Source organism: Bacillus cereus group sp. MG4, assembly GCF_040460055.1.
Taxonomy (GTDB): Bacteria; Bacillota; Bacilli; order Bacillales; family Bacillaceae_G; genus Bacillus_A; species Bacillus_A wiedmannii.
This window is the reverse complement of record NZ_JARVGZ010000001.1, coordinates 2197517-2220618: the sequence shown is the minus strand read 5'-3', so window position 1 is coordinate 2220618 and position 23102 is coordinate 2197517. Positions and strand designations below refer to the sequence as shown.

Sequence of the window (23102 nt, the reverse complement as noted above, 5' to 3'; positions counted from 1 at the left end):
CATGATATATATTTATATTAAAGATATGAGATAAAAAATATAAAATACGCCCTTTTTCTCTGTTTATGAGCTCTTAACCTAATAATACGCGAACGAGTTGAATAATTGTCTCGTTTTCTACTTTGTAATAAATTTCCAATCCTTTTCTTTCACTTGAAACGATTTTAGCACTTTTTAATTTTGCTAAATGCTGTGAAATTGTAGATTGTGGCATGTTTAAGCCAGTGTACATTGTAGAAACGTTGCTTGGACCACGTTCAATTAATCCTTTTACAATACATAAGCGAACAGGATGAGCAAGTACTTTCAATAATTCTGCATTGCTTTCATATAGTTCTATTTCTTTTTGAAAGGTTTCTAACATGTTCTTTTCCACCTCCGTGTGAGCTGTTATACCATACTATACATACCAAAAAATTAAAGAAAAGGAAACAGTTGTTGCAGAAAAAAAGTCCTAAAGTAAAGAAATTGTAAGAAAAGAGACCCTGATGTAAATAAAGTAGATAAATTTGCATGGTTTTGTAAAATGACATTTTTGGGCGAAAATTTCGATGCGTTTTAAAAATTGAAAGATATAGATATATTTGTAACACAATTTTATCATGATTTTCTTATTCTTTCAAATGAATATACAAAATTTTTAAAATAATAAGAAAAAGGAATTATAATGTTATATATAGAATATAAAACAGGTTAAAAGAAAGGAAGCTGAATATAGTCAGTTTCATTATGGTGATAACAAAATATTTGAGTATAGCTGATAAATTTTAGAATTACCAAGACATTAGTTATATATTCTAGAGTTCATCTTTTATCAGCTTTAAAAATCTGCGGTTCCATATGTTCTCATAAAAATCAATTGTCTCTTTTGCGGACATAAATGGATTATTTAACGTAGAGGTTGCTTTCTGTACCATGAAGTTTTCGTATTCTAGTCCATGGGAAAATTTAATCGTAGCATCCATACAGTACTCTGTTTGGGCACCACAAAATTCAATACGGTGTACAGATAATTGTTCTAAAATCTCTTTCAAGTTTGTTTAATAAAATGAATTGGCATGTGTTTTTCTTACAAAAAAATCTTGTTCCTGAACATCTAGATCAGCATGAATAGTCCAAAGTTCTTTTTCGGGTACTAAATCATCGTCACAATGTTGAATAAAAATGATTGGTTTATTTGATTTTCTGTATGAAGAAATTCTTTTATTTACTTTTGTAAGTAAATTTTGTAAATCGAATAAATGCTCTTCGCCATAACATACTCCATTTTGTAAATCGATAACGATTAAAGCATCTGCACAAGTATCCATTATTTTTGCCCCTTTTTTTACTTCTTAATATGTAAATTAATTAATTATTTGGAAATAGATGGTGTTCTTTCGTCTTTTTATGAACTATACGAAAAGTAAAAAATATACGTAACGGCATAAAAAAGAAGATATGAAAACTTAATTTCATATCTTCTGTTCGTCCTATGCATTTACAGGTTCTTCTACATAAGAAAGGGCATTTTCAAAATCGGATATTAAATCGTCAACATTTTCAAGGCCGACGGATAGCCGAAGTAATGAATTAGAAATCCCTCTTTCATCACGAGCTTCTTGTGACAGTGCTGCATGTGACATTTTAGCTGGGTAGGAAAGAATCGATTCGACAGCTCCTAAACTAACCGCAAAGACAGGTAATTTTACTTTTGATAAAAATTGGCGGAGTGCGTCTTCTGACTGTAAAGTGAAAGATAGGACAGCTCCGGCTGATGTAGCTTGAGATTGTTGAATATCAAATCCAAGATGTGTTTGTAAGCCAGGATAATAGACATTTTTAACTTTAGCGTGCTCTTGTAAATAATGTGCAATTTTATTGGCGTTTGCCGCTGAATGCTCAAGACGTACATGCAATGTTTTTAGACCGCGAAGTACGAGAGAACAATCTTGAGGACCTAAAATAGCGCCGAATGCATTTTGTAAAAATCCAAGTTTTTGAGCGAGTTCGGCATCTTTTACAACCGCTAATCCGGCAGTAACATCACTATGACCGGCAATGAATTTTGTGGCACTATGAAGAACGACATCGGCGCCAAGATCAAGTGGTTTCTGGAATAGTGGTGTCAAAAATGTATTATCAACAAAAGTAAGGGCGTCAATAGATTTTGCAAGTTTAGAAACAGCACGAATATCTGTCACTTTTAAAAGTGGATTAGAGGGTGTTTCCACATAAAAGAGTTTTGTGTTTGGCTTAATGTTTTGCTTTATTTCTTCTACATTTGTCATATCAACAAATGTATGTGACACACCGTAACGGGAGAGCACTTCAGTTATAATTCGGTAAGTTCCTCCGTATACGTCTTCTGAAATGAGTACGTGATCGCCTTGTGAAAGAAGGAGGAATGCAGTAGAAATCGCTGCAATTCCTGATGCGAAGGCAAATCCCTTTGTTCCTCCTTCTAATAAAGCAATGATATCTTCAAGAGCTTCACGAGTTGGATTACCAGAGCGACTATAGTCATATTTTCCGAACGTATCTACATCAAACTGGTGGAATGTTGATGTATTATAGATGGGAACGTTAACAGCTCCTGTTTGCGAGTCATGTTTATATTGGTTGTGCAGTAAGAGTGTATCTATAGAATAACTCATATTCTTACACCTTCTTTTACAAGTTTAATGGCTTGCTTTAAGTCTTGGATTAAATCGTTACTATTTTCAATGCCAACGGAAAATCGCAGAAGACGATTACATACACCGTTTGCTGTTCTGATTTCTTCAGGAATATCGGCGTGTGTTTGCGTTGCTGGATACGTCATTAAACTTTCAACACCACCAAGACTTTCAGCAAATGTAATTAAGGATAAAGATTGTAAGAATGGATTAATCCATGTTTCATCTTTCAGACGAAATGAGATCATGCCGCCTCTTCCAGGATAAAATACATCTGTCACCCCGTCTTCATCATTTAAATAAGCAACAACTGCTTTTGCATTTTCTTCATGTTGTCTCATGCGAAGCGCTAACGTTTTCATACCACGAATTAATAGCCATGAGTCAAATGGGCTTAAGACAGCACCAGATGCATTATGATAATGAGCGATTTCCTCACAAAGTTCCTTTCCTTTTGCAACGACAAGACCGCTTAGGACATCGTTATGTCCCCCTAAATATTTCGTTGCGCTATGAAGTACAATGTCGGCACCTTCTGTTAATGGCTGTTGTATATAAGGCGTATAGAATGTGTTGTCTACAATAAGAAGTAGTCCGTGTCTTTTCGCTACAGTTGCGACAGCGGCAATATCAGTAACTTGCATTAACGGATTAGTCGGAGTTTCTATGAAAATAGCTTTCGTTTCAGTTGTGATAGCTCGCTCAATTTGTTTAATAGATTGTGTATTTACGTATCTACATCGAACATTCCACTTTTTTTCGTGCTCAGAAAATAATCGATAAGTGCCCCCGTATAAATCTTCAGATACAATAAGTTCGTCTCCGGAACGGAATAGGGAGAGGACGAGGAGAACAGCTGCCATCCCTGAACTACAGGCATAACCTTGTTCACCATATTCTAAGTCTGCAATTGCCTGTTCTAAAAGACCGCGAGTTGGATTGCCAGTTCGTGAATAGTCAAAGCCAGTAGAGTTACCAATTCCTTCGTGACGATAAGCAGTTGAAAAATAAACAGGTGGGTTAACAGTTCCTGTTGTAGTTTCGCTCCGGTTTCCGATTTGTGCTAGTTTTGTTTCAATAGTTGACATGTGAAAATTCCTCCTTTTTAAATTAACAATTAAGTGAATGTAAAGTGAAACTTTAATCAGTGAGGGGGCATCCCCCACTGATTATCAGCCCTCATCAATCGGGCTTTTACGGGCAGTCGATTCCCACCTAACTTCTTTGTTCTAGCTGAATTTTGAGTTGGGAATCTTACTGCCCTCAAATAGCGGGGTAAAATAAAAAAAGCCTTCTAAGAAGAAGGCTTTCGGTTTGAATAGAGTCTTCTTCTCATCTGTCAAATCTTTCACAATTTGCTGGAATTAGCACCTTATTAACAAATGTTAATGGTTGCTGAGGCGTCATAGGGCCAGTCCCTCTACCTCTCTAGATAAGAATGTTCGTATGAAATTTTATTATGTTTTTAACTTTACAACAAAAGATAATTGAATTGCAACTTTATTTTAAATAATTTTTATTTTTCCACAAGTGTCATTGACTTTTGTATTTGTGCATGCTAAATTTATTAAAAAATTAACAAAGATTGTTAAAAGGGGAACGCATTTCCTTTTAGCTACATAAATAAAATAATAAAGACAAACTCTTATTGAGAGCGGTGGAGGGAAAGGCCCTGTGAAACCCGGCAACCTTCAAACGAAATGTTTGAAACGGTGCTAATACCTGCAAAACGAATGTTTTGCATAATAAGAGGAGGAACAATTATGTCCCCCTCTTCGAAGTGAAGAGGGGGTTTTTATATTGATAGAAATGAGGGAGATTTGTGAAATTACTAGATTTATTATCAAAAGGAATTGTAATAGGTGATGGTGCGGTTGGGACATTATTACATTCACATGGTTTGCAAAGTAGTTTTGAAGAATTGAATATATCTGATCCAGATTTAATTATATCGATTCATAAACAATATGTAGCTGCTGGGGCAGATGTGATTCAAACAAATACGTACGGAGCAAATGAAGCGAAATTACGTATGTATGGCTTAGAGAATCAAGTTGTTCAAATTAATAAAGCGGCAGTGAAGATTGCCAAAGCATCTGTTACAGATAGAAATGCAATTTTAGGGACAATTGGTGGTATGAAACATATCGGAGCTGTTACGACAACTGATATGGAGCGAGAATTTATGCTACTGGAACAGGCAAGTGCATTACTAGAAGAACAGGTTGATGGACTGCTATTAGAGACTTTCTATGATGAGTTTGAATTACTTCATGCTGTTCAGGTGTTACGAAAACAAACGAATATTCCAATTGTAGCTCAATTAGCGTTACATGAGGCAGGTACGACTCAAAATGGAAATGATGTAAATGAAATATTAAAACAGCTTTTAGATTACGGTGCAAATGTCGTTGGATTGAACTGTCAACTAGGGCCACTTCACATGACGGAAGCTTTTAAAATGATATCGATTCCTCAAAATGGCTACTTGTCAGCATATCCAAATGCAGGTCTCCCGAATTATGTGGAGGGACGCTACGTATATGAGGGAAGTCCGGCTTATTTCGAAGCGATGACACCGAAATTTATTGAGCAAGGTATTCGGTTATTGGGTGGTTGTTGTGGCACTACTCCAGAACATATTGAAAGTATGAAACGTGCAATTGCAAATGTTACACCTGTAATAGAAAAGGATACGATTCAAAGACCGAAAGTAGTTCATACACATGAGAAACGTTCAAAAGCACATGTCACTTTAGCAGAGAAAGCAAAAAAACAAACGACAGTAGTAGTGGAATTAGATCCACCGAAAACGTTAGATACGCAGCGATTTTTTGAAGGAGCAAGAGCATTGAAAAGAGCTGGTGCAGATGCTATTACTCTAGCAGATAATTCATTAGCATCGCCTCGCATCTCGAATATGGCAATGGGGGCATTATTAACGAAGCACGATATTCCGGTATTGACTCACTTAACGTGTAGAGACCATAACGTTATCGGACTACAATCTCATTTACTAGGCTTATCAGCGTTAGGTATGGAAGAAGTGTTAGCTTTAACTGGTGATCCAGCACGCGTTGGTGATTTTCCAGGTGCCACTTCTGTATATGATTTGTCCTCTATTGAGCTCATTAAAATGATTAAAGAAATGAACGATGGGCGCTCCATTTTAGGGAAATCAATAGGTCCAGCAACAAGATTTTCAGTGGGAGGTGCGTTTAATCCGCATGTAAGACATTTAAAAGCAGCGGTTAAGCGAATGGAACGGAAAATAGATGCTGGAGCGGAATATTTCTTAACGCAGCCGATTTATGATATCGCGTTAATTGAAGAAGTGTATGAAGCGACAAAGCATTTGGAACAGCCTATTTTTATTGGAGTTATGCCATTAATAAGTAAAAGGAATGCAGATTTCCTTCATTTTGAGGTGCCGGGTATTACTCTACCTGAAGAAATAAGAGAGAGAATGGATGGACATGAAACGAAAGACGCAGCAATTGAGGAAGGGATTCGCATTTCACAAGAATTGATCGATGCGGCGATGAAATATTTTAACGGTATTTATCTTATTACACCATTTCTAAAATATGAAATTACAGAACATCTTGTTAAATATGTGAGAGAAAAGCAAGAAGTGAAAGAAGGTATTAATTGATGAAATGTATAGAAGAAAAATTACAAAATAACATCTTAATATTAGATGGTGCAATGGGAACAATGATTCAGCAAGAGGACTTAACTGCGGAAGATTTCGGAGGAGAAGAGTACGAAGGTTGTAATGAATATTTAGTAGAAACAAGGCCTGATGTCATTTTGAAAATTCATAAAGCTTATATTGAATCTGGAGCGGATATTATTGAAACAAATACATTTGGGGCGACAAACATTGTATTAAGTGATTATGCGTTGTCTCATTTAGACGAGGAATTAAATGAGAAGGCAGCACGTTTAGCGAAGCAAGCGGTCAACGAAAGCGGGAAGGAAGTATATGTTGCGGGAGCAATGGGGCCGACAACGAAAGCGATTAGTGTTACTGGTGGTGTAACGTTTGAAGAATTAATTGAAGCCTATACAAGGCAGGCAAGAGGCTTATTAAATGGCGACGTAGATGTATTACTCGTTGAGACGAGTCAAGATATGCGTAACGTGAAGGCTGCTTATATTGGAATTCAAGCAGCTTTTGATGAGCTAAATAAAATTGTACCTATTATGATTTCAGGAACGATTGAACCGATGGGAACGACTCTGGCCGGGCAAACAATTGAGGCTTTTTACTTATCGATAGAACATATGAAGCCATTATCTGTTGGATTAAACTGTGCGACTGGTCCGGAGTTTATGAGAGATCATATTCGTTCACTATCTGATTTGTCGGAGTGTTACATTTCTTGTTATCCAAATGCAGGTCTTCCTGATGAAGATGGACATTATCATGAATCTCCATCTTCTCTCGCTGAAAAAGTGAAGCGATTTGCTGAAGAAGGATGGGTTAATATTATCGGTGGTTGTTGTGGCACAACACCAGAACATATAAAAGCAATGAAATCCGCGTTAGCTTCTCTTAAGCCGCGTGAACACCACGAAAGAGCTGGACACGGGGTTAGTGGATTAGAGGCACTGCAATATGATGACTCTATGAGACCATTATTTGTTGGTGAAAGAACAAACGTTATTGGATCACGTAAATTTAAACGATTAGTAGCAGAAGGGAAATTTGAAGAGGCTGCTGAAGTCGCAAGAGCGCAAGTGAAGAAAAATGCTCATATTATAGATATTTGTATGGCAGATCCTGATCGCGATGAAATAGAAGATATGGAAAACTTCTTGGCAGAAGTTACGAAAGTGTTAAAAGTACCAATTATGATTGATTCAACAGATGAAAATGTGATGGAGCGAGCTCTTACTTATATTCAAGGAAAAGCTGTTATTAATTCAATTAATTTAGAAGATGGAGAAGAACGATTTAAAAAAGTGACACCGCTTCTTCGGAAATATGGTGCTGCTATTGTTGTAGGAACAATTGATGAAGATGGTATGGCGGTTAGTGCAGAACGAAAACTCGAAATTGCGAAAAGAAGTTATGAGTTATTGACGACGAAATATGGTATACGCCCGTCAGATATTATTTTTGATGCACTTGTATTTCCAGTAGGGACAGGTGATGAAGAATATATTGGTTCAGCGGCGGCGACGATAGAAGGAATTCGCCTTATTAAAGAAGCATTACCAGAGTGTTTAACGATTTTAGGTGTAAGTAACATATCATTTGGTTTACCACCAGCTGGCCGCGAAGTATTAAATTCCGTCTTTTTATATCATGCAACGAAAGCAGGATTAGATTACGCGATTGTGAATACGGAAAAATTAGAACGGTATGCGTCAATTCCAGAGGAAGAAAAACGTCTTGCAGATGCATTACTTTTTGAAACGACGCAAGAGACGTTAGAAGAATTTACAAATTTCTATCGCGCGGCAAAAAAGAAAGATGTCGTTATCCAACAAACATTAACTCTTGATGAAAGGTTGGCAAATTATATTGTAGAAGGTACGAAACAAGGGCTACAAGAAGATTTAAGCCTCGCACTTACAGAAGGAAGAAAACCTTTGGATATTATTAATGGCCCACTTATGACAGGAATGGATGAGGTGGGACGATTATTTAATAATAATGAGCTTATCGTTGCCGAAGTATTGCAAAGTGCTGAAAGTATGAAAGCTGCCGTAAGCTATTTAGAGCCCTATATGGAATCTAGCGAGAGTGCGAAAAAAGGGAAAGTATTATTAGCAACTGTTAAAGGTGACGTACATGATATTGGGAAAAACCTCGTTGAAATTATTTTATCGAATAACGGATATGAGATTATTAATTTAGGAATCAATGTTCGCTCAGATCGAATTGTACAAGAAGTACAAGAAAAGAAGCCTGACATTATTGGCCTTTCTGGTTTATTAGTAAAATCAGCGCAACAAATGGTAACGACTGCTGAAGATTTAAAAGCGGCAAATATTGATATTCCAATCGTTGTAGGCGGGGCAGCGTTAACGAGAAAGTTTACAGATAACCGTATATCCCCATCATATACAGGGCTCGTATGCTATGCGAGTGATGCGATGACCGGGCTTGATATTATTAATAAGCTTCAAAAAGAAGAAGAGCGCGAGAAGATGAAACAAGATAAAAAAGAGCGTCATCTTCATATCGTAAAAAAAGAGGAGAAGAAAGTAGAAATTCCAGCAGTAATTGAACCATTACCGAAGGCTGAGGTTATGATACCTGATTCAACAAAGCGAATTGTATTACGAGATATTCCAGTTGCACATCTCGCTCCATTTTTAAATAGACAAATGCTACTTGGACATCACCTTGGATTAAAAGGAAATGTGAAGAAGCTTTTGCGAGAGGGAGATAAGAGAGCACAAGAATTAAATGATTTAATAGACGAATTATTGCAGGAAGGAAAATCTTGGTTAAAACCGAAAGCGGTGTATCAATTTTTCCCAGCGCAAAGTGACGGACAAAACATTGTAATATATGATCCAGAAGATCGTACACGTGTTATAGAGCGTTTCACATTCCCAAGGCAAGGAAAAGCACCATATCGTACTTTAGGTGATTATTTACGACCAGTTGGAGATGAGATGGACTATGTTGCTTTCCTATCTGTTACGGTTGGGGAAGGCGTTCGGGACATTGCTGAAGAGTGGAAGGCGAAGGGGGATTATTTACGCAGTCATGCTATTCAATCGTTAGCGCTTGAACTAGCAGAAGGTCTTGCTGAAAAAACACATATGCTCATTCGTGATCGCTGGGGGATTCCAGATTCATCAGAACTGACGATGGAAGAGCGTTTCCGTACGAAATATAGAGGGATACGAGTGTCCTTCGGTTATCCGGCATGTCCAGAACTTGCAGATCAAGAAAAGCTATTTCGCTTAATTCATCCAGAGGAAATAGGTATTTCATTAACGGAAGGATTTATGATGGAGCCAGAAGCGTCTGTAACGGCTATGGTATTTTCTCACCCTGAGGCAAGATATTTTAGTGTATTATAGTGTAGAAGGGGGAGACGTATGAAGAAAATAGTCTTTACAGGTGGCGGTTCGGCAGGGCATGTAACACCTAATTTAGCCATCATTCCACATTTACAAGAACGGAATTGGGATATTTCTTATATTGGTTCTCATCAAGGAATTGAGAAAACGATTATAGAACAGGAAGGCATTCCGTACTATAGTATTTCAAGTGGAAAGCTACGTCGTTATTTTGATTTAAAAAATATAAAAGATCCTTTTCTTGTAATGAAGGGTGTTATGGATGCGTATGTAAGGATTCGAAAACTAAAACCGGATGTGATTTTTTCAAAAGGTGGTTTCGTATCTGTACCAGTCGTAATTGGAGGCTGGCTAAATAGAGTCCCTGTTTTATTACATGAATCTGATATGACGCCAGGACTAGCAAACAAAATTGCGCTCCGTTTTGCTTCGAAAATATTTGTTACATTTGAAGAAGCTGCGAAACATTTACCGAAAGAAAAAGTAATCTATACAGGATCTCCTGTACGTGAAGAAGTGCTAAAGGGAAATCGTGAAAAAGGTTTAGTGTTTTTAGGTTTTTCACGTAAAAAACCAGTTATTACAATTATGGGAGGAAGTTTGGGCGCAAAGAAAATTAATGAAACGGTTCGAGAAGCGTTACCAGAACTTCTGAAAAAATATCAAATTGTTCATCTTTGCGGAAAAGGTAATCTTGATGAAAGCTTACAAAATAAAGAAGGATATAAACAATTTGAATATATACATGGGGAACTGCCAGACATATTAGCGATAACAGATTTTGTTATTTCACGTGCGGGCTCTAATGCCATTTTTGAGTTTTTAACATTGCAAAAGCCGATGGTTTTAATTCCGCTATCGAAATTTGCAAGTCGTGGAGATCAAATACTAAATGCAGAGTCTTTTGAAAGACAAGGATATGCTTCCGTATTGCATGAGGAAGATGTGACTGTGAAATCACTTATAAAGCATGTCGAAGAATTAAATCAAAATAATGAAATGTATAAAACAGCACTAAAAAAATATAATGGAAAAGAAGCAATTCAAACAATCATTCAACATATTTCAGAGGCATGATGAAACAATCATGTCTTTTTTAGTAGGTTGAAAGATTCCAAGGATTGATATTTTTATGTTACAATAACAAATGGATTAGTAGGGAAATTCCACTTAATGAAGCGTGAAAATACGAATGGATTAGGAGTGACTGTGTTGGAGCTAAGTCTCTATGAAAATACTGCACTTATTATATGCTTTGTGTTGTACGTTGGTAGTGTTATTGTTTATATTTCAAGGAAATTTTCGCAAGAAAGAGAGCTTGAAAAATCAGAAATAACAGCTGAACTAGAAATGTTAGCTGATGAAAGTTATAAAAAGAAGAAAATAAAAGAAGAGCATGAAGAAACCCATCATTTAAACGCAAATAAGTTTTAAAGATGGGGATTTTTTTTTGAAGTCGTTCTTTAGTTCTTTATTATGTTTATAGCAAGTAACGCTAAAAGGAGTTTCCCGTACATAATGAAGGAGTGTATATAAATGAATTTTTATGTCGCCTCAGGATTCCAAAATAAACATCTTGTACGTTCTATAGCAAATGAACTGAAACATGCAGGATGGCACCATACATATGATTGGACAAGAAACGAAAGAGCAGTGAATCAAGATCAATTAAGAGAAATTGGTCAGGCAGAAAAGAATGCTATTAAAGAAGCGGATGTCTTTTTACTTATATTAGATGGCGGAAACGGGAGCCATACAGAGTTTGGAATGGCGATTGCGCTAGAGAAAAAGATATATGTATATCATGAAAGAAACCCGCTTCAAACAACGTTCTATCATTTGCCAGAAATAAATATTTTTGAAGGAGATGCAACTGAATTTGCATCTTATGTTATGAATCACGTGAAATAATAGTAACGACCTAAAAGGTTATAAAAGTGATCTTTTGGGAACAGTGATGATAAGAAACGTATATAAAGGAGTATATAATATGAAATTAGAAAATGGATGGGAAACGAGCTTTTTAGAAGTTGTACAAAATAGTGAATTTAAGAAAGGGGCCGTTCTTAGTCAATTGCTTTGTGAGGACAGTGAAGAAGTAGAAGAGCTTGTGGATGATTACGGATATGAAGAGATTATTGAACGCGAACATGATGATGAATTAGCAGAAGTTTTAGGTGAAGAACTTTTCGATGAGATGGAACGACACGTATTCTTATCTTCACAGCCAGAAGAAAAACTTATTTCATTCGTAAATGGATTAGGTTTTCATGTGTTAGATTGGATCGTTCTTCTTGAAACAGAATTTGGCATTGATAGTGTACACTTTACGTCGGACGCCGTGAAAATGTTAGAAAAGCGCTTTAGACAATTTCCATACATAGAGGATAAGACGATATTTGATATGACATTTGGAGAAGCAATGGATGTATTACAATCCATTACAGGATTACAACTGAAGGAAAAGATGAACGTATAATGTAAAAAAAGAACGTGAGATATCACGTTCTTTTTTTACATTATAATAATTTTGTCATCTAGTTTTGTTTGCCCGCTAAGAAGTGCGTTTAAATATTCCACTTTCCTTATACAGGCCTGTATATGTCTTTCAACCTCTTGTAACTCTGCTTGGTGATGTGTTTCAATCGGATGAATTTGTACGTTGAATTTTTCAAATTGACTACTATATGTTATTTCTGCATAGCCGCTCATAATATCCATTTCGTTATGAAATAAAAATTGTTTCGTTTTGTCACAGAATGATACATTCTGAAAGCCATATACTTTTAATGCGTCAATTACTTTTTTAATCATTTTTGTATTCATTTTTTTAACCCTCTTTGCGAAGTTCTACTTATATATTATAACATAAAAAATTACATAGAAAGCGCTTCCAAGTGTATTTTATTATAAACTTTACGTTTCAATCACAAAAATGAAACAAAGAAAAAATAATTGTAAAGAAGGGAGGACTCTTTTATTGTTTCGTCATATATATAGAGAAATAGTGCAAGGAAAGGAAAATTTCCGAATTTGAGTTCGTATTTCAAATTTAAGCGCAATAAAAGAGGTGAGAGACTTGAACTTTGATATTGTAGGACAAAAAGCATATATAAAAGATGGACCGCATCGGAACCGAATTGGAATTGTAAAGAACAGCGAGACAAAATTAGAATCGCAGTTTGCTATTGTAATTGGAGAACAAATCATTGATGTAGAGCTAAAGGATATCGTGTTAGTTGGAGTAGACGTAGGACAATTTCATAAATGGTGCGAACAAAATGGTTATTTGTGAAAAGGACGGGCTGTGAGATAATGAAATATATTTGAGAAAAGAGAATATATTATTGTATTCTCTTTTTCTATGTGTAAGGAGACGGAAATGAAGTATAAAGAACAAGATTTTACATTGGAGTTAAAAGAGAAGGTTCAATGCATGGAGAAGGAAATAGAGAGAATATCATTTAAACTTTTTAAAGATTATTCACATTTGTACATAGAAAAAAACATGGAATTATTTATAGAACTCATCAGAGATAAAGAAAATCCTTTTGCAACAGGATATTATTCATCGATTTCGATAGCTGTATTAGATGAAGAAGGAAAGATGATTGAATTTTATACAGTTCCTATCTGGGAATGTTGTAATTATTTTTTAGGAGTACCGCTTCAAATAAGGTTTTGGGGAAGTAAGTTAAGTGGTGAACTTGTTGATGAAACTTATTGTGAGATAGAGGAGGAGTTAAAGGAGCGGTTGGAAGAGTTTTTACAGTTTGCAGATGAGGAATAATAGTTAGTCTTTAGCTTATAATTAATAGTTATTAAAAAAATGAAAAATGGTATTATTTCATTATATCTATGCGTAATAATATATAGGTGGTGTTTTACCATGGTTGAAGTAATTGGTAGAGCTTTACTTATATTATTTGAGACAATATGTTATGCCTTATGTATAAAAGAAAAAGAGGAAGATGGAAAGAACTAAAAAAGGACGCTAACAGTTTTTGTTAGCGTCCTTTTTATTATGAAGCAATTTCACCAGTTTTTGTATCATCTTGATTGTACGTATCTTGATCTAATTCACCAAGCCATTTACTAGAAATAAGACCTGCTGTCATAGAACCACTTACGTTAAGAGCTGTACGACCCATATCGATTAATGGTTCAACTGAGATAACAAGAGCGACAATACCGATTGGTAAGTTCATTGTAGATAGTACGATTAACGCTGCGAATGTTGCACCGCCACCAACACCGGCAACACCGAATGAACTAATAGCAACGACAGCGATTAAAGTTAAAATAAATTGTGGTTGTAATGGATCGATTCCTACAGTTGGAGCGACCATCATTGCAAGCATTGCTGGATAAATACCTGCGCAACCGTTTTGTCCGATGGATACTCCGAATGATGCGGCAAAGTTTGCAATCCCTTCGGAAATACCAAGCTTTTCTTTTTGCGCTTCAATATTTAATGGCATTGCACCAGCACTAGAGCGAGATGTGAATGCAAATGTTAATACAGGGAACACCTTTTTTAAATATTGAATTGGATTTAAACCAGATAGAGCAATTAATAATAAGTGGATAACGAACATTACGATAAGTGCCACGTAAGACGCTAACACGAAGTTACCAAGTTTTAAAATAGCATTAATGTCGCTACCAGCAACTGTTTTTGCCATAAGAGCTAATACGCCGTATGGAGTAAGACGTAAAATTAATGTTACCATACGCATTACGATTGCATATACAGCATCAAGCATTTTCTTAAATAGTTCTGCTTGTTCTGGATATTTTCGTTTTACCCCTATAAAGGCGATACCGATAAAGGCTGCAAATATTACAACAGAAATTGTTGATGTTGGACGAGCACCTGTTAAATCAAGAAACGGATTTGTAGGCAACAGCTCTAATAATTTATCTGGAATTGTTGTTTTTTCAATAGAAGTAAATCTTTCTTCAACTAACTTCAGACGAGCAGATTCTGCATCACCTTGTTGCAGGCCTGTTGCAGATACATCAAATCCTGCACTTGCGGCAATACCGACAGCTGCAGCGATTCCTGTAGTAAGAATTAAAATTCCGATAATAAGACCACTAATTTTACCAAGGTTTTTCGTTAACTGTAATTTTGTAAAGGCTGAAATAATAGATACTAAAATAAGTGGCATAACGATCATTTGAAGTAATTTCACATAACCGCTACCGATTAAGCTAAACCAAGTATTTGATTCAATAATTACTTTAGAAGTTGGCTCATAAATAAATTGTAATATAAGACCGAATATAATTCCGACTCCTAAAGCAGTAAATACACGTTTATTAAAAGATACATGCTTACGTTGCATATAATATAATACGCCAACTAAGATGATCATGACTGCAACGTTAATTCCGACAAGCAGTGTATTCATGTTGATTCCCCCTAATTCCAATCTGTTATATAGAATATAAGGTAATAAAACCTATAAGTCAACTAGGAAATTGCGGAATTAAAAAAAAGATGGCAAAGTGCCATCTTTAATGTCCAGCTCCAGGGACAAGTAAAAATGTCGTGTAGTATGTAAATCCTATGAAGAAAACAGTTAAATATGCCCCGAATACGTATATATACATACGCTCTGTTAAATTTAAATAGCTTAAAAGTACGAAGAAACCTGTTTGTCCTAAAAATAGTAGTGCAGCCTGTTGCATATCCCCTACGTAAAACATAACCGAGAAAATTCCAGTCCAAAAGCCGAGAACGCGAAACATGCGCTCCATGCCATCTCCCTCCTTTTCTAAAAAAAGTAAACCTCACCTCATTATAGTTCATTTTTCTTACTATTGTAAATATTCGTTCATATAAAAAGAAGCCAATTATAATTGGCTTCTTTTTATATGAGAAAATTAAATTGTTAGTTTGTAATTACAAGATTTACATCCATCTAGTAGACTATCGTTTCTAGTTAATTCCATGTTAGGGAATAGGATTTCAAAAATCCCTTTCATCATATCTCCGTGCATATTACAAATTTCAGTTGGGTGATGAACAGCAACCTCTTTAAATGGACAATTGTGTACATCGTAGAAAATTTTCGTTCCATCCGCACTTAATTCAAATGCAGGTGACAAACCAGCTGTTGAGAAAGCTTCTTTTGCAATTTGGACTTTTTGCTCTACTGTTAAAGCATCTTCATTCACATGTAAACGCTGCATATGTTGTTGCATTAACTCGGCCCCGAATTGTTTTCCTGTTTCGTATAGTGCTTTTTCACCAGCGGCGCCAAGGCTAAGTAAAGAATTAAATGCTATTTTTGCTAACAATTGATAATCACGGAATGGAAATTGTAATTGAATCACATCTTCAGATAATACATATAATCTGCTTGGTCTTCCGCCTTTTCCAGTTTTTTTCGTTTCCGATTTCAGCATATGAACATCTTCTAATTTAGATAAATGTAAACGTGCTACGTTTGGATGAATCTCAAACTCATCTGCAATTTCTTGTACAGTTACGTAACTATGTTTTTGAGAAATATATTTATAAATGTAATAACGAGTTGGGTCAGATAATACGCCTGTAATTTTTAAAGCTTGTTCCATGAGGATCTCCACCTTTATCACTTTATCCAAGATAATAACATTATAATACAGATAAACTTCCATATAGGTAATTTCAGACAATAATTCGGAAATTGTTCATAATTTCACAAACATATTTTCCCTTTTTTCTCTAGTGAAAATACAAAAATGCCGATTTTTCTTATGAATTTTTTCATGCTATATACATAGTGGGGAGGGAAAAATGATGAATGGAATTGAAATTTTTGCGAATATGATTTTGAAAGAGGCGTGCAGGGTACAAGCTTCGGATTTACATATTGTGCCCCGGAAGAAGGATGTAGCGGTTCAACTGCGTATAGGAAAAGATTTAATGACGAAAAACTGTATCGAAAAGGAATTTGGAGAAAAACTTGTTTCACACTTTAAATTTTTAGCATCCATGGATATAGGGGAGAGACGGAAACCACAAAATGGTTCACTGTATTTACAAATGGATGGACAAGAAGTGTATTTACGCCTTTCCACGCTTCCAACCGTATACCAAGAAAGTCTCGTTATTCGTCTTCATTTACAAGCATCTATTCAGCCGTTATCTCATCTTTCATTATTTCCAAGTACAGCGAAAAAACTACTCTCTTTTTTACACTATTCACATGGGTTACTCGTATTTACTGGACCGACTGGTTCGGGGAAGACAACAACAATGTATGCATTATTAGAGGTAATTAAAAAAAAGAAAACACGTCGCATCGTTACACTTGAAGATCCAGTTGAAAAAAGAAATGACGATGTATTACAAATTCAAATAAATGAAAAAGCAGGTATCACATATGAGGCGGGACTAAAGGCCATTTTACGTCATGATCCAGATATTATTTTAGTCGGTGAAATTCGTGATGAAGAAACAGCGAAAATCGCTATAAGAGCAAGTTTGACTGGCCATTTAGTAATGACGACATTGCATACTAGTGACGCGAAAGGAGCGATACTACGATTTATGGATTATGGCATAACGAGGCAAGAGATTGAACAATCTTTATTGGCTGTAGCTGCACAGCGACTTGTCGAATTGAAGTGTCCGTTTTGCCAAGGAAAGTGCTCAACTTTATGTAAATCAATGAGGCAGGTAAGACAAGCGAGTATTTATGAGTTGTTATATGGATATGAGTTAAAACAAGCGATTAAAGAAGCAAACGGGGAATGTGTCACGTACAAGCACGAAACATTAGAATCTTCGATACGAAAAGGATACGCTTTAGGATTTTTAGAAGAGGATGTGTATGTTTAAGAAAATATGGAGTTTAAGTGATCAAGTAGTATTGCTGAAACGATTAGGAGACCTATTAGAAAAAGGATACTCCCTTTTGCAGGCATTAGAATTTTTACAGTTTCAATTACCTTTAGAAAAGAAAGTACAATTGCAGCGCATGATTGATGGATTAAAAGATGGAAAAAGTCTACATGATTCTTTTCATCAATTAATGTTTCATCAGGAGGTGTTAAGTTATTTATTTTATGCTGAGCAACATGGTGATATTTCTTTTGCATTGCAACAAGGGAGCGCACTTCTTTATAAAAAGGATAAGTATAGGAAAGATATGATGAAAATAATGCAGTATCCTATGTTTTTGGCGTTCTTTTTAATAATCATGATTTTTGTTTTTAACCGCATTTTATTACCGCAGGTTGACATGGTATATAGTTCATTCGGTTCTACAGCACCGTTACTTACAGAACAAATATTAAGTGCAATTAAGCTGCTACCCAGCCTTATTTTTAGCACTATTTTTATCATTATGATTGGATGTAGTGTATATATGTTTTACTTTCGGAAACTCCCGCATATGAAGCAGGTAAAAATTATGCTTCGTATCCCCCTCGTAAAAACATTTCTTATTTTAAAGCATTCACATTATTTCGCCACTCAATTGAGCGGTTTATTACAAGGTGGACTATCAGTACTTGAGGCCCTAACAATAATGATGGAGCAAAATTATCATCCGTTCTTTCAATATGAAGCGGGTCGAATTGAACGCCAATTAATTGCAGGAGAACCGTTGCAATCTATTATTGCTAAAAGCGGATATTATGAGGAAGAACTTTCTTATATTATTACGCATGGACAAGCAAACGGTAATTTGGCGCTTGAATTAGGTGACTATAGCGATCTTATTATGGAAAAGATGGAGCAAAAAGTTAAACGTATGTTAGTGATCATTCAACCAATTTTATTTACGTGTATTGGAGGAATAGTCGTTCTTATGTATTTAGCGATGATTATGCCAATGTTTCAAATGATGAATTCTATTTAGGAGGCATTTACATGCAGAATGAAGAAGGGTTTACCCTTTTAGAAATGTTATTAGTTATGGTCGTTATAACTGTACTATTACTATTAATTATTCCGAATGTGGTTACACAGCGTTCATCCGTCGAAGGAAAAGGATGTAAAGCCTATGTGAAATCTATAGAAGCTCAAATACAAGCATACCATTTACAACATAATAAAATTCCCTCGCTAAAAGAGCTAAGAGATGAAAAATATATTACAGCTGATGAGTGTCCGAATGGTGAATCCATTCATATTTCAAATGATGGCACAGTAACAACTGGGAAACTGTGAAACAAAAAGGTTTTACTCTTTTAGAAATGCTACTCGTTCTATTTGCAATTTCTGTACTAAGTATGGTCACGTATTTTAACGTACATTCATTACATGAAAAACAAAAAGTGGAACAATTTTTAAGACAGTTTTCAAACGATATTTTGTATATGCAACAATTAGCGATAAACCGTCAAAAACATTATACATTACGATGGTATAAAGATAGGCATACGTATTATATAGGGGAGCTAAGTGAGAATCTTACTATCATTAAAAGAGAATATGATAGCCATATACAAATTGATTTGAATACTTTTCCAAATCCGATGACATATAATCAGAGTGGAAATATTAATAGAGGTGGCACTATTTTACTTTCGTATCGAAGTTATAAATATGAGATTGTATTTCAGCTTGGGAGAGGGAGATTTACGTATCGTGAAATGTCAAAAAGGGTCAGTGATGGCTGAGATGCTTGTAGCATTAAGTATAGTAATGATGGCAGTATCTTTACTACTTCCGCAAACAGTATTGGTTATGCAAGAACGAAAAAATATACAAATTCGCTATAAAGCATTTGTATTATTAAAAAGGGAAGCAGCTTTATATATGTATGAGAATGGGGCGAAACGACCGCAAGAAAAAGTCGTAAACGGAAATGTATATTACACATATTGGGGAGGAAATGAAGTTTGTGCTATGTGGAAAGATGTGAAAGGAAGAATGATGGAACAATGCTTTTATGCAGGAGAAAAAATAAATTAGAAGTTGGGTTTACATTAATAGAAATGATCGTATGTTTTTTTCTGTTATCACTGTTCTTTTTACTCTTGCCACGTTTAAATTTTATTGGAATAGAAAACAACCAATCAAAAGGATTAAATAATTGGGAATGGGATGTGTTTATAGGACAAGTACAGTTAGAGTTTCGTGAAGTATCTTTTGTAGAAAAAATAGTCCCTGAAAATAAAGATAATCTTTTGCGCTTCCGTCTTCGCACTGGAGATGAAGTGACGTATGAAAAATTGAATAATCATCTTATAAGAAAAGTGAACATGCGAGGAAGAGAAGTTATATTACAAAATGTTGAAACGGTTTCGTATGAAGTAACACCTCACTTGCTCTTTATAAATGTGATAGATAGGAGTGGGACAATATATGAAGGTGTAGCTGTAAGGTATAGTGAAATGGAAATAAATACATGAGAAAACAAGATGGATTTACGATGCCAGGAACAATCATTTTTCTTGTATTATTAACTTCGTTCTTCGTATACGAAACGAATATGTTGCTTATAGATAAAAAATTTTATGTTGAAATAGAGCAAAAGTTTGTACTGGAGGAACTACTAAATCGATCTATTACAAATATAAAAAAAGACTTACAGCAAAAAGAAAAGGAAGATACTTTTTTCTTTCAATATAAAAAAGGCGAAGCAAGTGGGAATTACGTCTTTGAAAACGATGTTATACTCGTTTCGTTGCAGTGCAAAATAAAACAAGAAGTTTTCTACAAGGTTAGTTTCCGGTATAGAAAAAAGGATGAGAAAATATTCGATTGGATAGAAGGATAGCATGTAAAATATACGGATGAAAACCATAATTTCTTATTTTAAAATAGGTTATTTTTTTATAGGAAATGGATAAATAAAACAATCAAAAGTTTAAATTTTCTCAAAAAAGAGAAAGGTAGAAAGAATATGATATATTCAAGCTATCCAAACATATTTTTTAGGGAGAATAGGGAAATGACAAATAACAATCAAATAGGTGAAAATAAGGAACAAACTATTTTTGATCATAAAGGAAATGCAATTATGACGGAAGATAGAGAAATACACATTATTTCAAAATTCGAAGAACCTCTTATTGTCGTGTTAGGAAATGTATTAAGTGATGAAGAATGCGATGAATTGATTGAATTGTCTAAAAGTAAAATGAAACGTTCTAAAGTTGGTTCATCACGTGATGTAAATGATATTCGAACGAGTAGCGGTGCATTTTTGGACGATAATGAACTTACTGCGAAGATTGAAAAACGAATTTCATCTATCATGAATGTTCCTGCGTCCCATGGAGAAGGATTACACATTTTAAATTATGAAGTGGATCAACAATATAAAGCGCACTATGATTATTTTGCGGAACATAGTAGATCAGCTGCTAATAATCGTATTAGTACGCTTGTTATGTACTTAAATGATGTAGAAGAAGGTGGAGAAACGTTCTTCCCTAAATTAAATCTTTCTGTGCACCCTAGAAAGGGAATGGCAGTATACTTTGAGTATTTTTATCAAGACCAATCATTAAATGAGCTTACGTTACATGGAGGGGCACCTGTAACGAAAGGTGAGAAATGGATTGCAACACAGTGGGTGAGAAGAGGCGCTTATAAGTAAAAGCGTGTATATAACGTTTTGTTCTTCATTGTATAAGGAGAACAAAACGTTTTTTTATTAAATAATGTAATCTTTCGTTATAATAACAAATAATAACGGATGATTGAGAGGAACGAACATGAAATCTATATACATAACCGGTTATATGGGAGCAGGGAAAACAACAATTGGAAAAGCGTTAAGTAAAGAACTTCATATGGATGTTGTAGATACAGACCAAAAAATTGAAGAGAAGCAGGAGAAGGCAATTCGTGATATTTTTGCTGAAGAAGGTGAAATGGCTTTTCGGGAATATGAAAGTGAAATGTTACGTTCACTACCCAGTTGTAATGTAATTATTACAACTGGTGGTGGAATCATTGAGCGAGAGGAAAACCGAAAGTGGATGAAGGAAAATGGAACTGTCGTGTATTTATATTGTGATCCACATGTAATTGCAGAAAGGCTTCGTGAAGATACGACACGTCCACTATTTCAGAAGAAAGATATAGAGGCATTTGTGATGAAATTCGAATCGCGCCGAGCTCATTATGAAGAGGCTCATATTCATATCGATACGACGAATAAATCGGTAAAACAAATCATGAATGAATTAAAAGAAAAGATTAATGAATAAAAAAGTGGACATACTAATCAAGTAGAGGTGATGATAATATGTCTACTAATGATTATGTTCGCTTTGTGACACAGCAGTTTGTGTCGTATATGGATGCTCCAAAAGAAGATCGTAAACAAAAGAAAGAACAACGCCGTGCTGAAAAAGAGCCATTTATGAATAAGTGGTTTGGTGTTATGCCGTTAAGTGCTGCTTTGTTTTATCGAAACGTAAAAGATAAAAGAAAAAAATCAAGTTAACGATTTCGTAATATGTGTAGCAAAATGAAAATCCCCTAGTAGTATGATGCTACTAGGGGATTTTCATTTACTGCACGGATTCTTTTTCTTCTGTAACGGCATGTATTTTATTGTTCACCCAAACAAATCCAATTCCGATGCAAATAGAAATGCCCCACCCAACAGCGGTCATAATTGCTCTCATTTCACCATAGCCATCTACACCGAAAACAGAGATGAAATAAATTTTTAAGAAGCTTTTTAATATGAATTGTAGGCCGAAAAATAGCGTTAAGTATTGTAGTGCTGGATAGATACGACTATCACGATACAGTTCACGACTTTTATCACGGTCATGGCCTTGCAATGCGGCAATATCTGCTGCGAAATATAACATAAGTGGTTTTTTTATAAAAATTGTACATATGACGATAATACCGAGTACGATGTGATAATACGCATCATTCCACAACATTCGTTCAGCTGATCCAGATAATAGGTCTACTGTTGTATTAGAAATGAGTGTAATTAAAATAAAGAACCCTGTCACGTTAAACTGTTTTTCTTTTTTAAAGGTATACAGTGTATAAATAATCCCTGGAACAGAGGAAAGTAACATCGCGTAGTAAGGATCGATATAAGGTTTTGCAAATTTCCAAATGAGGAATGGGATTACGAGATAAAAGACAAGATCTAATATAGCTTTTTTATTTTGATTCATATAAATCCTCCTTAAGTCATACATATATTTTATAATATAATTTCTGAAAATTGTATAAGGTTTAAGGGGAAAAGAAAAAATATATTACTTTTTGAGGGATTAGTAGATTAAAAAAATTGCCCCTAGCGTAGTAAGTTTTTTTAGTATATAATAAAGGAAACGCTTTCATTTTTGGTTTGTTCACAAAATGGACGGAAAATCACATATTTACTATCGATATGTTGCTTTATAATGAAACTAATTAAATATACATGCATACAATATTGTGAAATAAATAACATAAAT

General features: G+C 35.0%; 27 protein-coding genes, 1 pseudogene and 2 riboswitches. Of the genes and pseudogenes, 18 read left to right on the top strand and 10 right to left on the bottom strand.

The genetic code is table 11. The annotated features are described in order from the left end of the window. Positions 1–73: 73 nt before the first annotated feature. The 4 genes and pseudogenes from QCI41_RS11690 to metI form a co-directional block, all read right to left on the bottom strand. On the bottom strand, positions 74–364 hold the full coding sequence (locus QCI41_RS11690) for an ArsR/SmtB family transcription factor (protein WP_000894375.1): 291 nt from the start codon (positions 362–364) through the stop codon (positions 74–76). A gap of 433 nt (positions 365–797) precedes the next feature. Beyond that, positions 798–1310 (bottom strand): annotated as a pseudogene (locus QCI41_RS11685) (cysteine hydrolase family protein). A 162-nt stretch (positions 1311–1472) separates the two neighbouring features. Next, on the bottom strand, positions 1473–2636 hold the full coding sequence (gene metC, locus QCI41_RS11680; RefSeq protein ID WP_000122285.1) for a cystathionine beta-lyase: 1164 nt from the start codon (positions 2634–2636) through the stop codon (positions 1473–1475). Beyond that, complete coding sequence (gene metI, locus QCI41_RS11675; protein WP_353837427.1) at positions 2633–3745, bottom strand: cystathionine gamma-synthase/O-acetylhomoserine thiolyase; 1113 nt, start codon at positions 3743–3745, stop codon at positions 2633–2635. The genes metC and metI overlap by 4 nt, the downstream gene beginning before the upstream one ends. A 241-nt stretch (positions 3746–3986) precedes the next feature. Next, positions 3987–4096, bottom strand: a riboswitch (SAM riboswitch). A gap of 203 nt (positions 4097–4299) precedes the next feature. Then, positions 4300–4409: riboswitch (SAM riboswitch) on the top strand. A 70-nt stretch (positions 4410–4479) separates the two neighbouring features. Between metI and QCI41_RS11670 the strand changes: the two genes are divergently transcribed. From QCI41_RS11670 to QCI41_RS11645, 6 genes are all read left to right on the top strand, one after another. Beyond that, a complete protein-coding gene (locus QCI41_RS11670; protein WP_240588484.1) occupies positions 4480–6312 on the top strand; it encodes a bifunctional homocysteine S-methyltransferase/methylenetetrahydrofolate reductase in 1833 nt (610 codons plus the stop codon). Next, on the top strand, positions 6312–9710 hold the full coding sequence (metH, locus tag QCI41_RS11665) for a methionine synthase (RefSeq protein WP_353837428.1): 3399 nt from the start codon (positions 6312–6314) through the stop codon (positions 9708–9710). Before QCI41_RS11670 ends, metH begins: the two co-directional genes overlap by 1 nt. A gap of 18 nt (positions 9711–9728) precedes the next feature. Next, positions 9729–10787, top strand: coding sequence for an undecaprenyldiphospho-muramoylpentapeptide beta-N-acetylglucosaminyltransferase (gene murG, locus QCI41_RS11660; protein ID WP_353837429.1), 1059 nt, complete (start codon positions 9729–9731; stop codon positions 10785–10787). 96 nt (positions 10788–10883) lie between these two features. Then, on the top strand, positions 10884–11144 hold the full coding sequence (locus QCI41_RS11655; RefSeq protein ID WP_353837430.1) for a DUF3966 domain-containing protein: 261 nt from the start codon (positions 10884–10886) through the stop codon (positions 11142–11144). Positions 11145–11246: 102 nt separating this feature from the next. Next, positions 11247–11621 carry a nucleoside 2-deoxyribosyltransferase gene (locus QCI41_RS11650; protein WP_001012499.1) on the top strand — a complete coding sequence of 125 codons (375 nt, stop codon included), beginning with the start codon at positions 11247–11249 and terminating at the stop codon, positions 11619–11621. Between the two features lie 79 nt (positions 11622–11700). Next, positions 11701–12189, top strand: a complete 489-nt coding sequence (locus QCI41_RS11645) for a hypothetical protein (RefSeq protein WP_000764277.1) — start codon at positions 11701–11703, stop codon at positions 12187–12189. Positions 12190–12224: 35 nt separating this feature from the next. On the opposite strand, the gene QCI41_RS11640 is transcribed toward QCI41_RS11645, so the two are convergent. Further along, positions 12225–12536, bottom strand: coding sequence for a hypothetical protein (locus tag QCI41_RS11640; RefSeq protein WP_001093232.1), 312 nt, complete (start codon positions 12534–12536; stop codon positions 12225–12227). Between the two features lie 253 nt (positions 12537–12789). Between QCI41_RS11640 and QCI41_RS11635 the strand changes: the two genes are divergently transcribed. Further along, positions 12790–13005: a DUF3912 family protein gene (locus QCI41_RS11635; protein WP_001008334.1), complete on the top strand. Its 216-nt coding sequence runs from the start codon at positions 12790–12792 to the stop codon at positions 13003–13005. An 87-nt stretch (positions 13006–13092) separates the two neighbouring features. Next, positions 13093–13500 (top strand): hypothetical protein, encoded by a 408-nt coding sequence (locus tag QCI41_RS11630; RefSeq protein ID WP_353837431.1) that lies wholly within the window; start codon positions 13093–13095, stop codon positions 13498–13500. Between the two features lie 232 nt (positions 13501–13732). Here QCI41_RS11630 and QCI41_RS11625 read toward each other — a convergent pair whose 3' ends face one another. The 3 genes from QCI41_RS11625 to QCI41_RS11615 form a co-directional block, all read right to left on the bottom strand. Next, a complete protein-coding gene (locus QCI41_RS11625) occupies positions 13733–15127 on the bottom strand; it encodes an L-cystine transporter (RefSeq protein ID WP_240588489.1) in 1395 nt (464 codons plus the stop codon). Positions 15128–15233: 106 nt separating this feature from the next. Continuing rightward, positions 15234–15476: a DUF2626 domain-containing protein gene (locus QCI41_RS11620; protein WP_000440719.1), complete on the bottom strand. Its 243-nt coding sequence runs from the start codon at positions 15474–15476 to the stop codon at positions 15234–15236. A gap of 126 nt (positions 15477–15602) precedes the next feature. Then, complete coding sequence (locus QCI41_RS11615; protein ID WP_353837432.1) at positions 15603–16298, bottom strand: helix-turn-helix transcriptional regulator; 696 nt, start codon at positions 16296–16298, stop codon at positions 15603–15605. A gap of 205 nt (positions 16299–16503) precedes the next feature. Between QCI41_RS11615 and comGA the strand changes: the two genes are divergently transcribed. From comGA to QCI41_RS11565, 10 genes are all read left to right on the top strand, one after another. Then, positions 16504–17547, top strand: a complete 1044-nt coding sequence (gene comGA / locus QCI41_RS11610) for a competence protein ComGA (RefSeq protein WP_353837433.1) — start codon at positions 16504–16506, stop codon at positions 17545–17547. Next, positions 17540–18571, top strand: coding sequence for a competence type IV pilus assembly protein ComGB (comGB, locus tag QCI41_RS11605; RefSeq protein WP_080377689.1), 1032 nt, complete (start codon positions 17540–17542; stop codon positions 18569–18571). The genes comGA and comGB overlap by 8 nt, the downstream gene beginning before the upstream one ends. Before the next feature lie 11 nt (positions 18572–18582). After that, the gene (gene comGC / locus QCI41_RS11600) at positions 18583–18882 is read left to right on the top strand and encodes a competence type IV pilus major pilin ComGC (RefSeq protein WP_001178693.1); all 300 of its coding nucleotides are present in this window, start codon (positions 18583–18585) and stop codon (positions 18880–18882) included. Continuing rightward, complete coding sequence (gene comGD / locus QCI41_RS11595; RefSeq protein WP_353837434.1) at positions 18879–19334, top strand: competence type IV pilus minor pilin ComGD; 456 nt, start codon at positions 18879–18881, stop codon at positions 19332–19334. The genes comGC and comGD overlap by 4 nt, the downstream gene beginning before the upstream one ends. Beyond that, positions 19327–19629, top strand: coding sequence for a hypothetical protein (locus QCI41_RS11590; RefSeq protein ID WP_000829516.1), 303 nt, complete (start codon positions 19327–19329; stop codon positions 19627–19629). The genes comGD and QCI41_RS11590 overlap by 8 nt, the downstream gene beginning before the upstream one ends. Beyond that, positions 19599–20069, top strand: a complete 471-nt coding sequence (gene comGF / locus QCI41_RS11585) for a competence type IV pilus minor pilin ComGF (protein WP_353838838.1) — start codon at positions 19599–19601, stop codon at positions 20067–20069. Before QCI41_RS11590 ends, comGF begins: the two co-directional genes overlap by 31 nt. Further along, positions 20066–20437 carry a competence type IV pilus minor pilin ComGG gene (comGG, locus tag QCI41_RS11580; RefSeq protein ID WP_353837435.1) on the top strand — a complete coding sequence of 124 codons (372 nt, stop codon included), beginning with the start codon at positions 20066–20068 and terminating at the stop codon, positions 20435–20437. The genes comGF and comGG overlap by 4 nt, the downstream gene beginning before the upstream one ends. Before the next feature lie 174 nt (positions 20438–20611). Then, complete coding sequence (locus tag QCI41_RS11575) at positions 20612–21262, top strand: 2OG-Fe(II) oxygenase (RefSeq protein ID WP_048562313.1); 651 nt, start codon at positions 20612–20614, stop codon at positions 21260–21262. 118 nt (positions 21263–21380) lie between these two features. Beyond that, positions 21381–21878, top strand: a complete 498-nt coding sequence (aroK, locus tag QCI41_RS11570; protein WP_098764550.1) for a shikimate kinase AroK — start codon at positions 21381–21383, stop codon at positions 21876–21878. 38 nt (positions 21879–21916) lie between these two features. Next, positions 21917–22117: a YqzE family protein gene (locus tag QCI41_RS11565; RefSeq protein WP_000106080.1), complete on the top strand. Its 201-nt coding sequence runs from the start codon at positions 21917–21919 to the stop codon at positions 22115–22117. Positions 22118–22184: 67 nt separating this feature from the next. Here the strand turns inward: QCI41_RS11565 and QCI41_RS11560 are convergent, their stop codons facing one another. Together QCI41_RS11560 and QCI41_RS11555 are read right to left on the bottom strand one after the other, a co-directional pair. Further along, complete coding sequence (locus QCI41_RS11560; RefSeq protein ID WP_001073110.1) at positions 22185–22817, bottom strand: VC0807 family protein; 633 nt, start codon at positions 22815–22817, stop codon at positions 22185–22187. 140 nt (positions 22818–22957) lie between these two features. Further along, complete coding sequence (locus QCI41_RS11555; protein WP_003279814.1) at positions 22958–23074, bottom strand: hypothetical protein; 117 nt, start codon at positions 23072–23074, stop codon at positions 22958–22960. Between the last annotated feature and the right edge of the window lie 28 nt (positions 23075–23102).

Coding starts and splice junctions, on each gene's coding strand:
- metI (WP_353837427.1), bottom strand. CDS start 3,745: ATGTCAACTATTGAAACAAAACTAGCACAAATCGGAAACCGGAGCGAA.
- QCI41_RS11690 (WP_000894375.1), bottom strand. CDS start 364: ATGTTAGAAACCTTTCAAAAAGAAATAGAACTATATGAAAGCAATGCA.
- murG (WP_353837429.1), top strand. CDS start 9,729: ATGAAGAAAATAGTCTTTACAGGTGGCGGTTCGGCAGGGCATGTAACA.
- QCI41_RS11575 (WP_048562313.1), top strand. CDS start 20,612: ATGACAAATAACAATCAAATAGGTGAAAATAAGGAACAAACTATTTTT.
- metC (WP_000122285.1), bottom strand. CDS start 2,636: ATGAGTTATTCTATAGATACACTCTTACTGCACAACCAATATAAACAT.
- QCI41_RS11560 (WP_001073110.1), bottom strand. CDS start 22,817: ATGAATCAAAATAAAAAAGCTATATTAGATCTTGTCTTTTATCTCGTA.
- QCI41_RS11590 (WP_000829516.1), top strand. CDS start 19,327: ATGGCTGAGATGCTTGTAGCATTAAGTATAGTAATGATGGCAGTATCT.
- QCI41_RS11565 (WP_000106080.1), top strand. CDS start 21,917: ATGTCTACTAATGATTATGTTCGCTTTGTGACACAGCAGTTTGTGTCG.
- comGC (WP_001178693.1), top strand. CDS start 18,583: ATGCAGAATGAAGAAGGGTTTACCCTTTTAGAAATGTTATTAGTTATG.
- metH (WP_353837428.1), top strand. CDS start 6,312: ATGAAATGTATAGAAGAAAAATTACAAAATAACATCTTAATATTAGAT.
- QCI41_RS11645 (WP_000764277.1), top strand. CDS start 11,701: ATGAAATTAGAAAATGGATGGGAAACGAGCTTTTTAGAAGTTGTACAA.
- comGG (WP_353837435.1), top strand. CDS start 20,066: ATGAGAAAACAAGATGGATTTACGATGCCAGGAACAATCATTTTTCTT.
- QCI41_RS11630 (WP_353837431.1), top strand. CDS start 13,093: ATGAAGTATAAAGAACAAGATTTTACATTGGAGTTAAAAGAGAAGGTT.
- aroK (WP_098764550.1), top strand. CDS start 21,381: ATGAAATCTATATACATAACCGGTTATATGGGAGCAGGGAAAACAACA.
- QCI41_RS11555 (WP_003279814.1), bottom strand. CDS start 23,074: ATGCATGTATATTTAATTAGTTTCATTATAAAGCAACATATCGATAGT.
- QCI41_RS11620 (WP_000440719.1), bottom strand. CDS start 15,476: ATGGAGCGCATGTTTCGCGTTCTCGGCTTTTGGACTGGAATTTTCTCG.
- comGB (WP_080377689.1), top strand. CDS start 17,540: ATGTTTAAGAAAATATGGAGTTTAAGTGATCAAGTAGTATTGCTGAAA.
- comGA (WP_353837433.1), top strand. CDS start 16,504: ATGAATGGAATTGAAATTTTTGCGAATATGATTTTGAAAGAGGCGTGC.
- QCI41_RS11650 (WP_001012499.1), top strand. CDS start 11,247: ATGAATTTTTATGTCGCCTCAGGATTCCAAAATAAACATCTTGTACGT.
- QCI41_RS11640 (WP_001093232.1), bottom strand. CDS start 12,536: ATGAATACAAAAATGATTAAAAAAGTAATTGACGCATTAAAAGTATAT.
- comGF (WP_353838838.1), top strand. CDS start 19,599: ATGCTTTTATGCAGGAGAAAAAATAAATTAGAAGTTGGGTTTACATTA.
- QCI41_RS11655 (WP_353837430.1), top strand. CDS start 10,884: ATGAAGCGTGAAAATACGAATGGATTAGGAGTGACTGTGTTGGAGCTA.
- QCI41_RS11625 (WP_240588489.1), bottom strand. CDS start 15,127: ATGAATACACTGCTTGTCGGAATTAACGTTGCAGTCATGATCATCTTA.
- QCI41_RS11615 (WP_353837432.1), bottom strand. CDS start 16,298: ATGGAACAAGCTTTAAAAATTACAGGCGTATTATCTGACCCAACTCGT.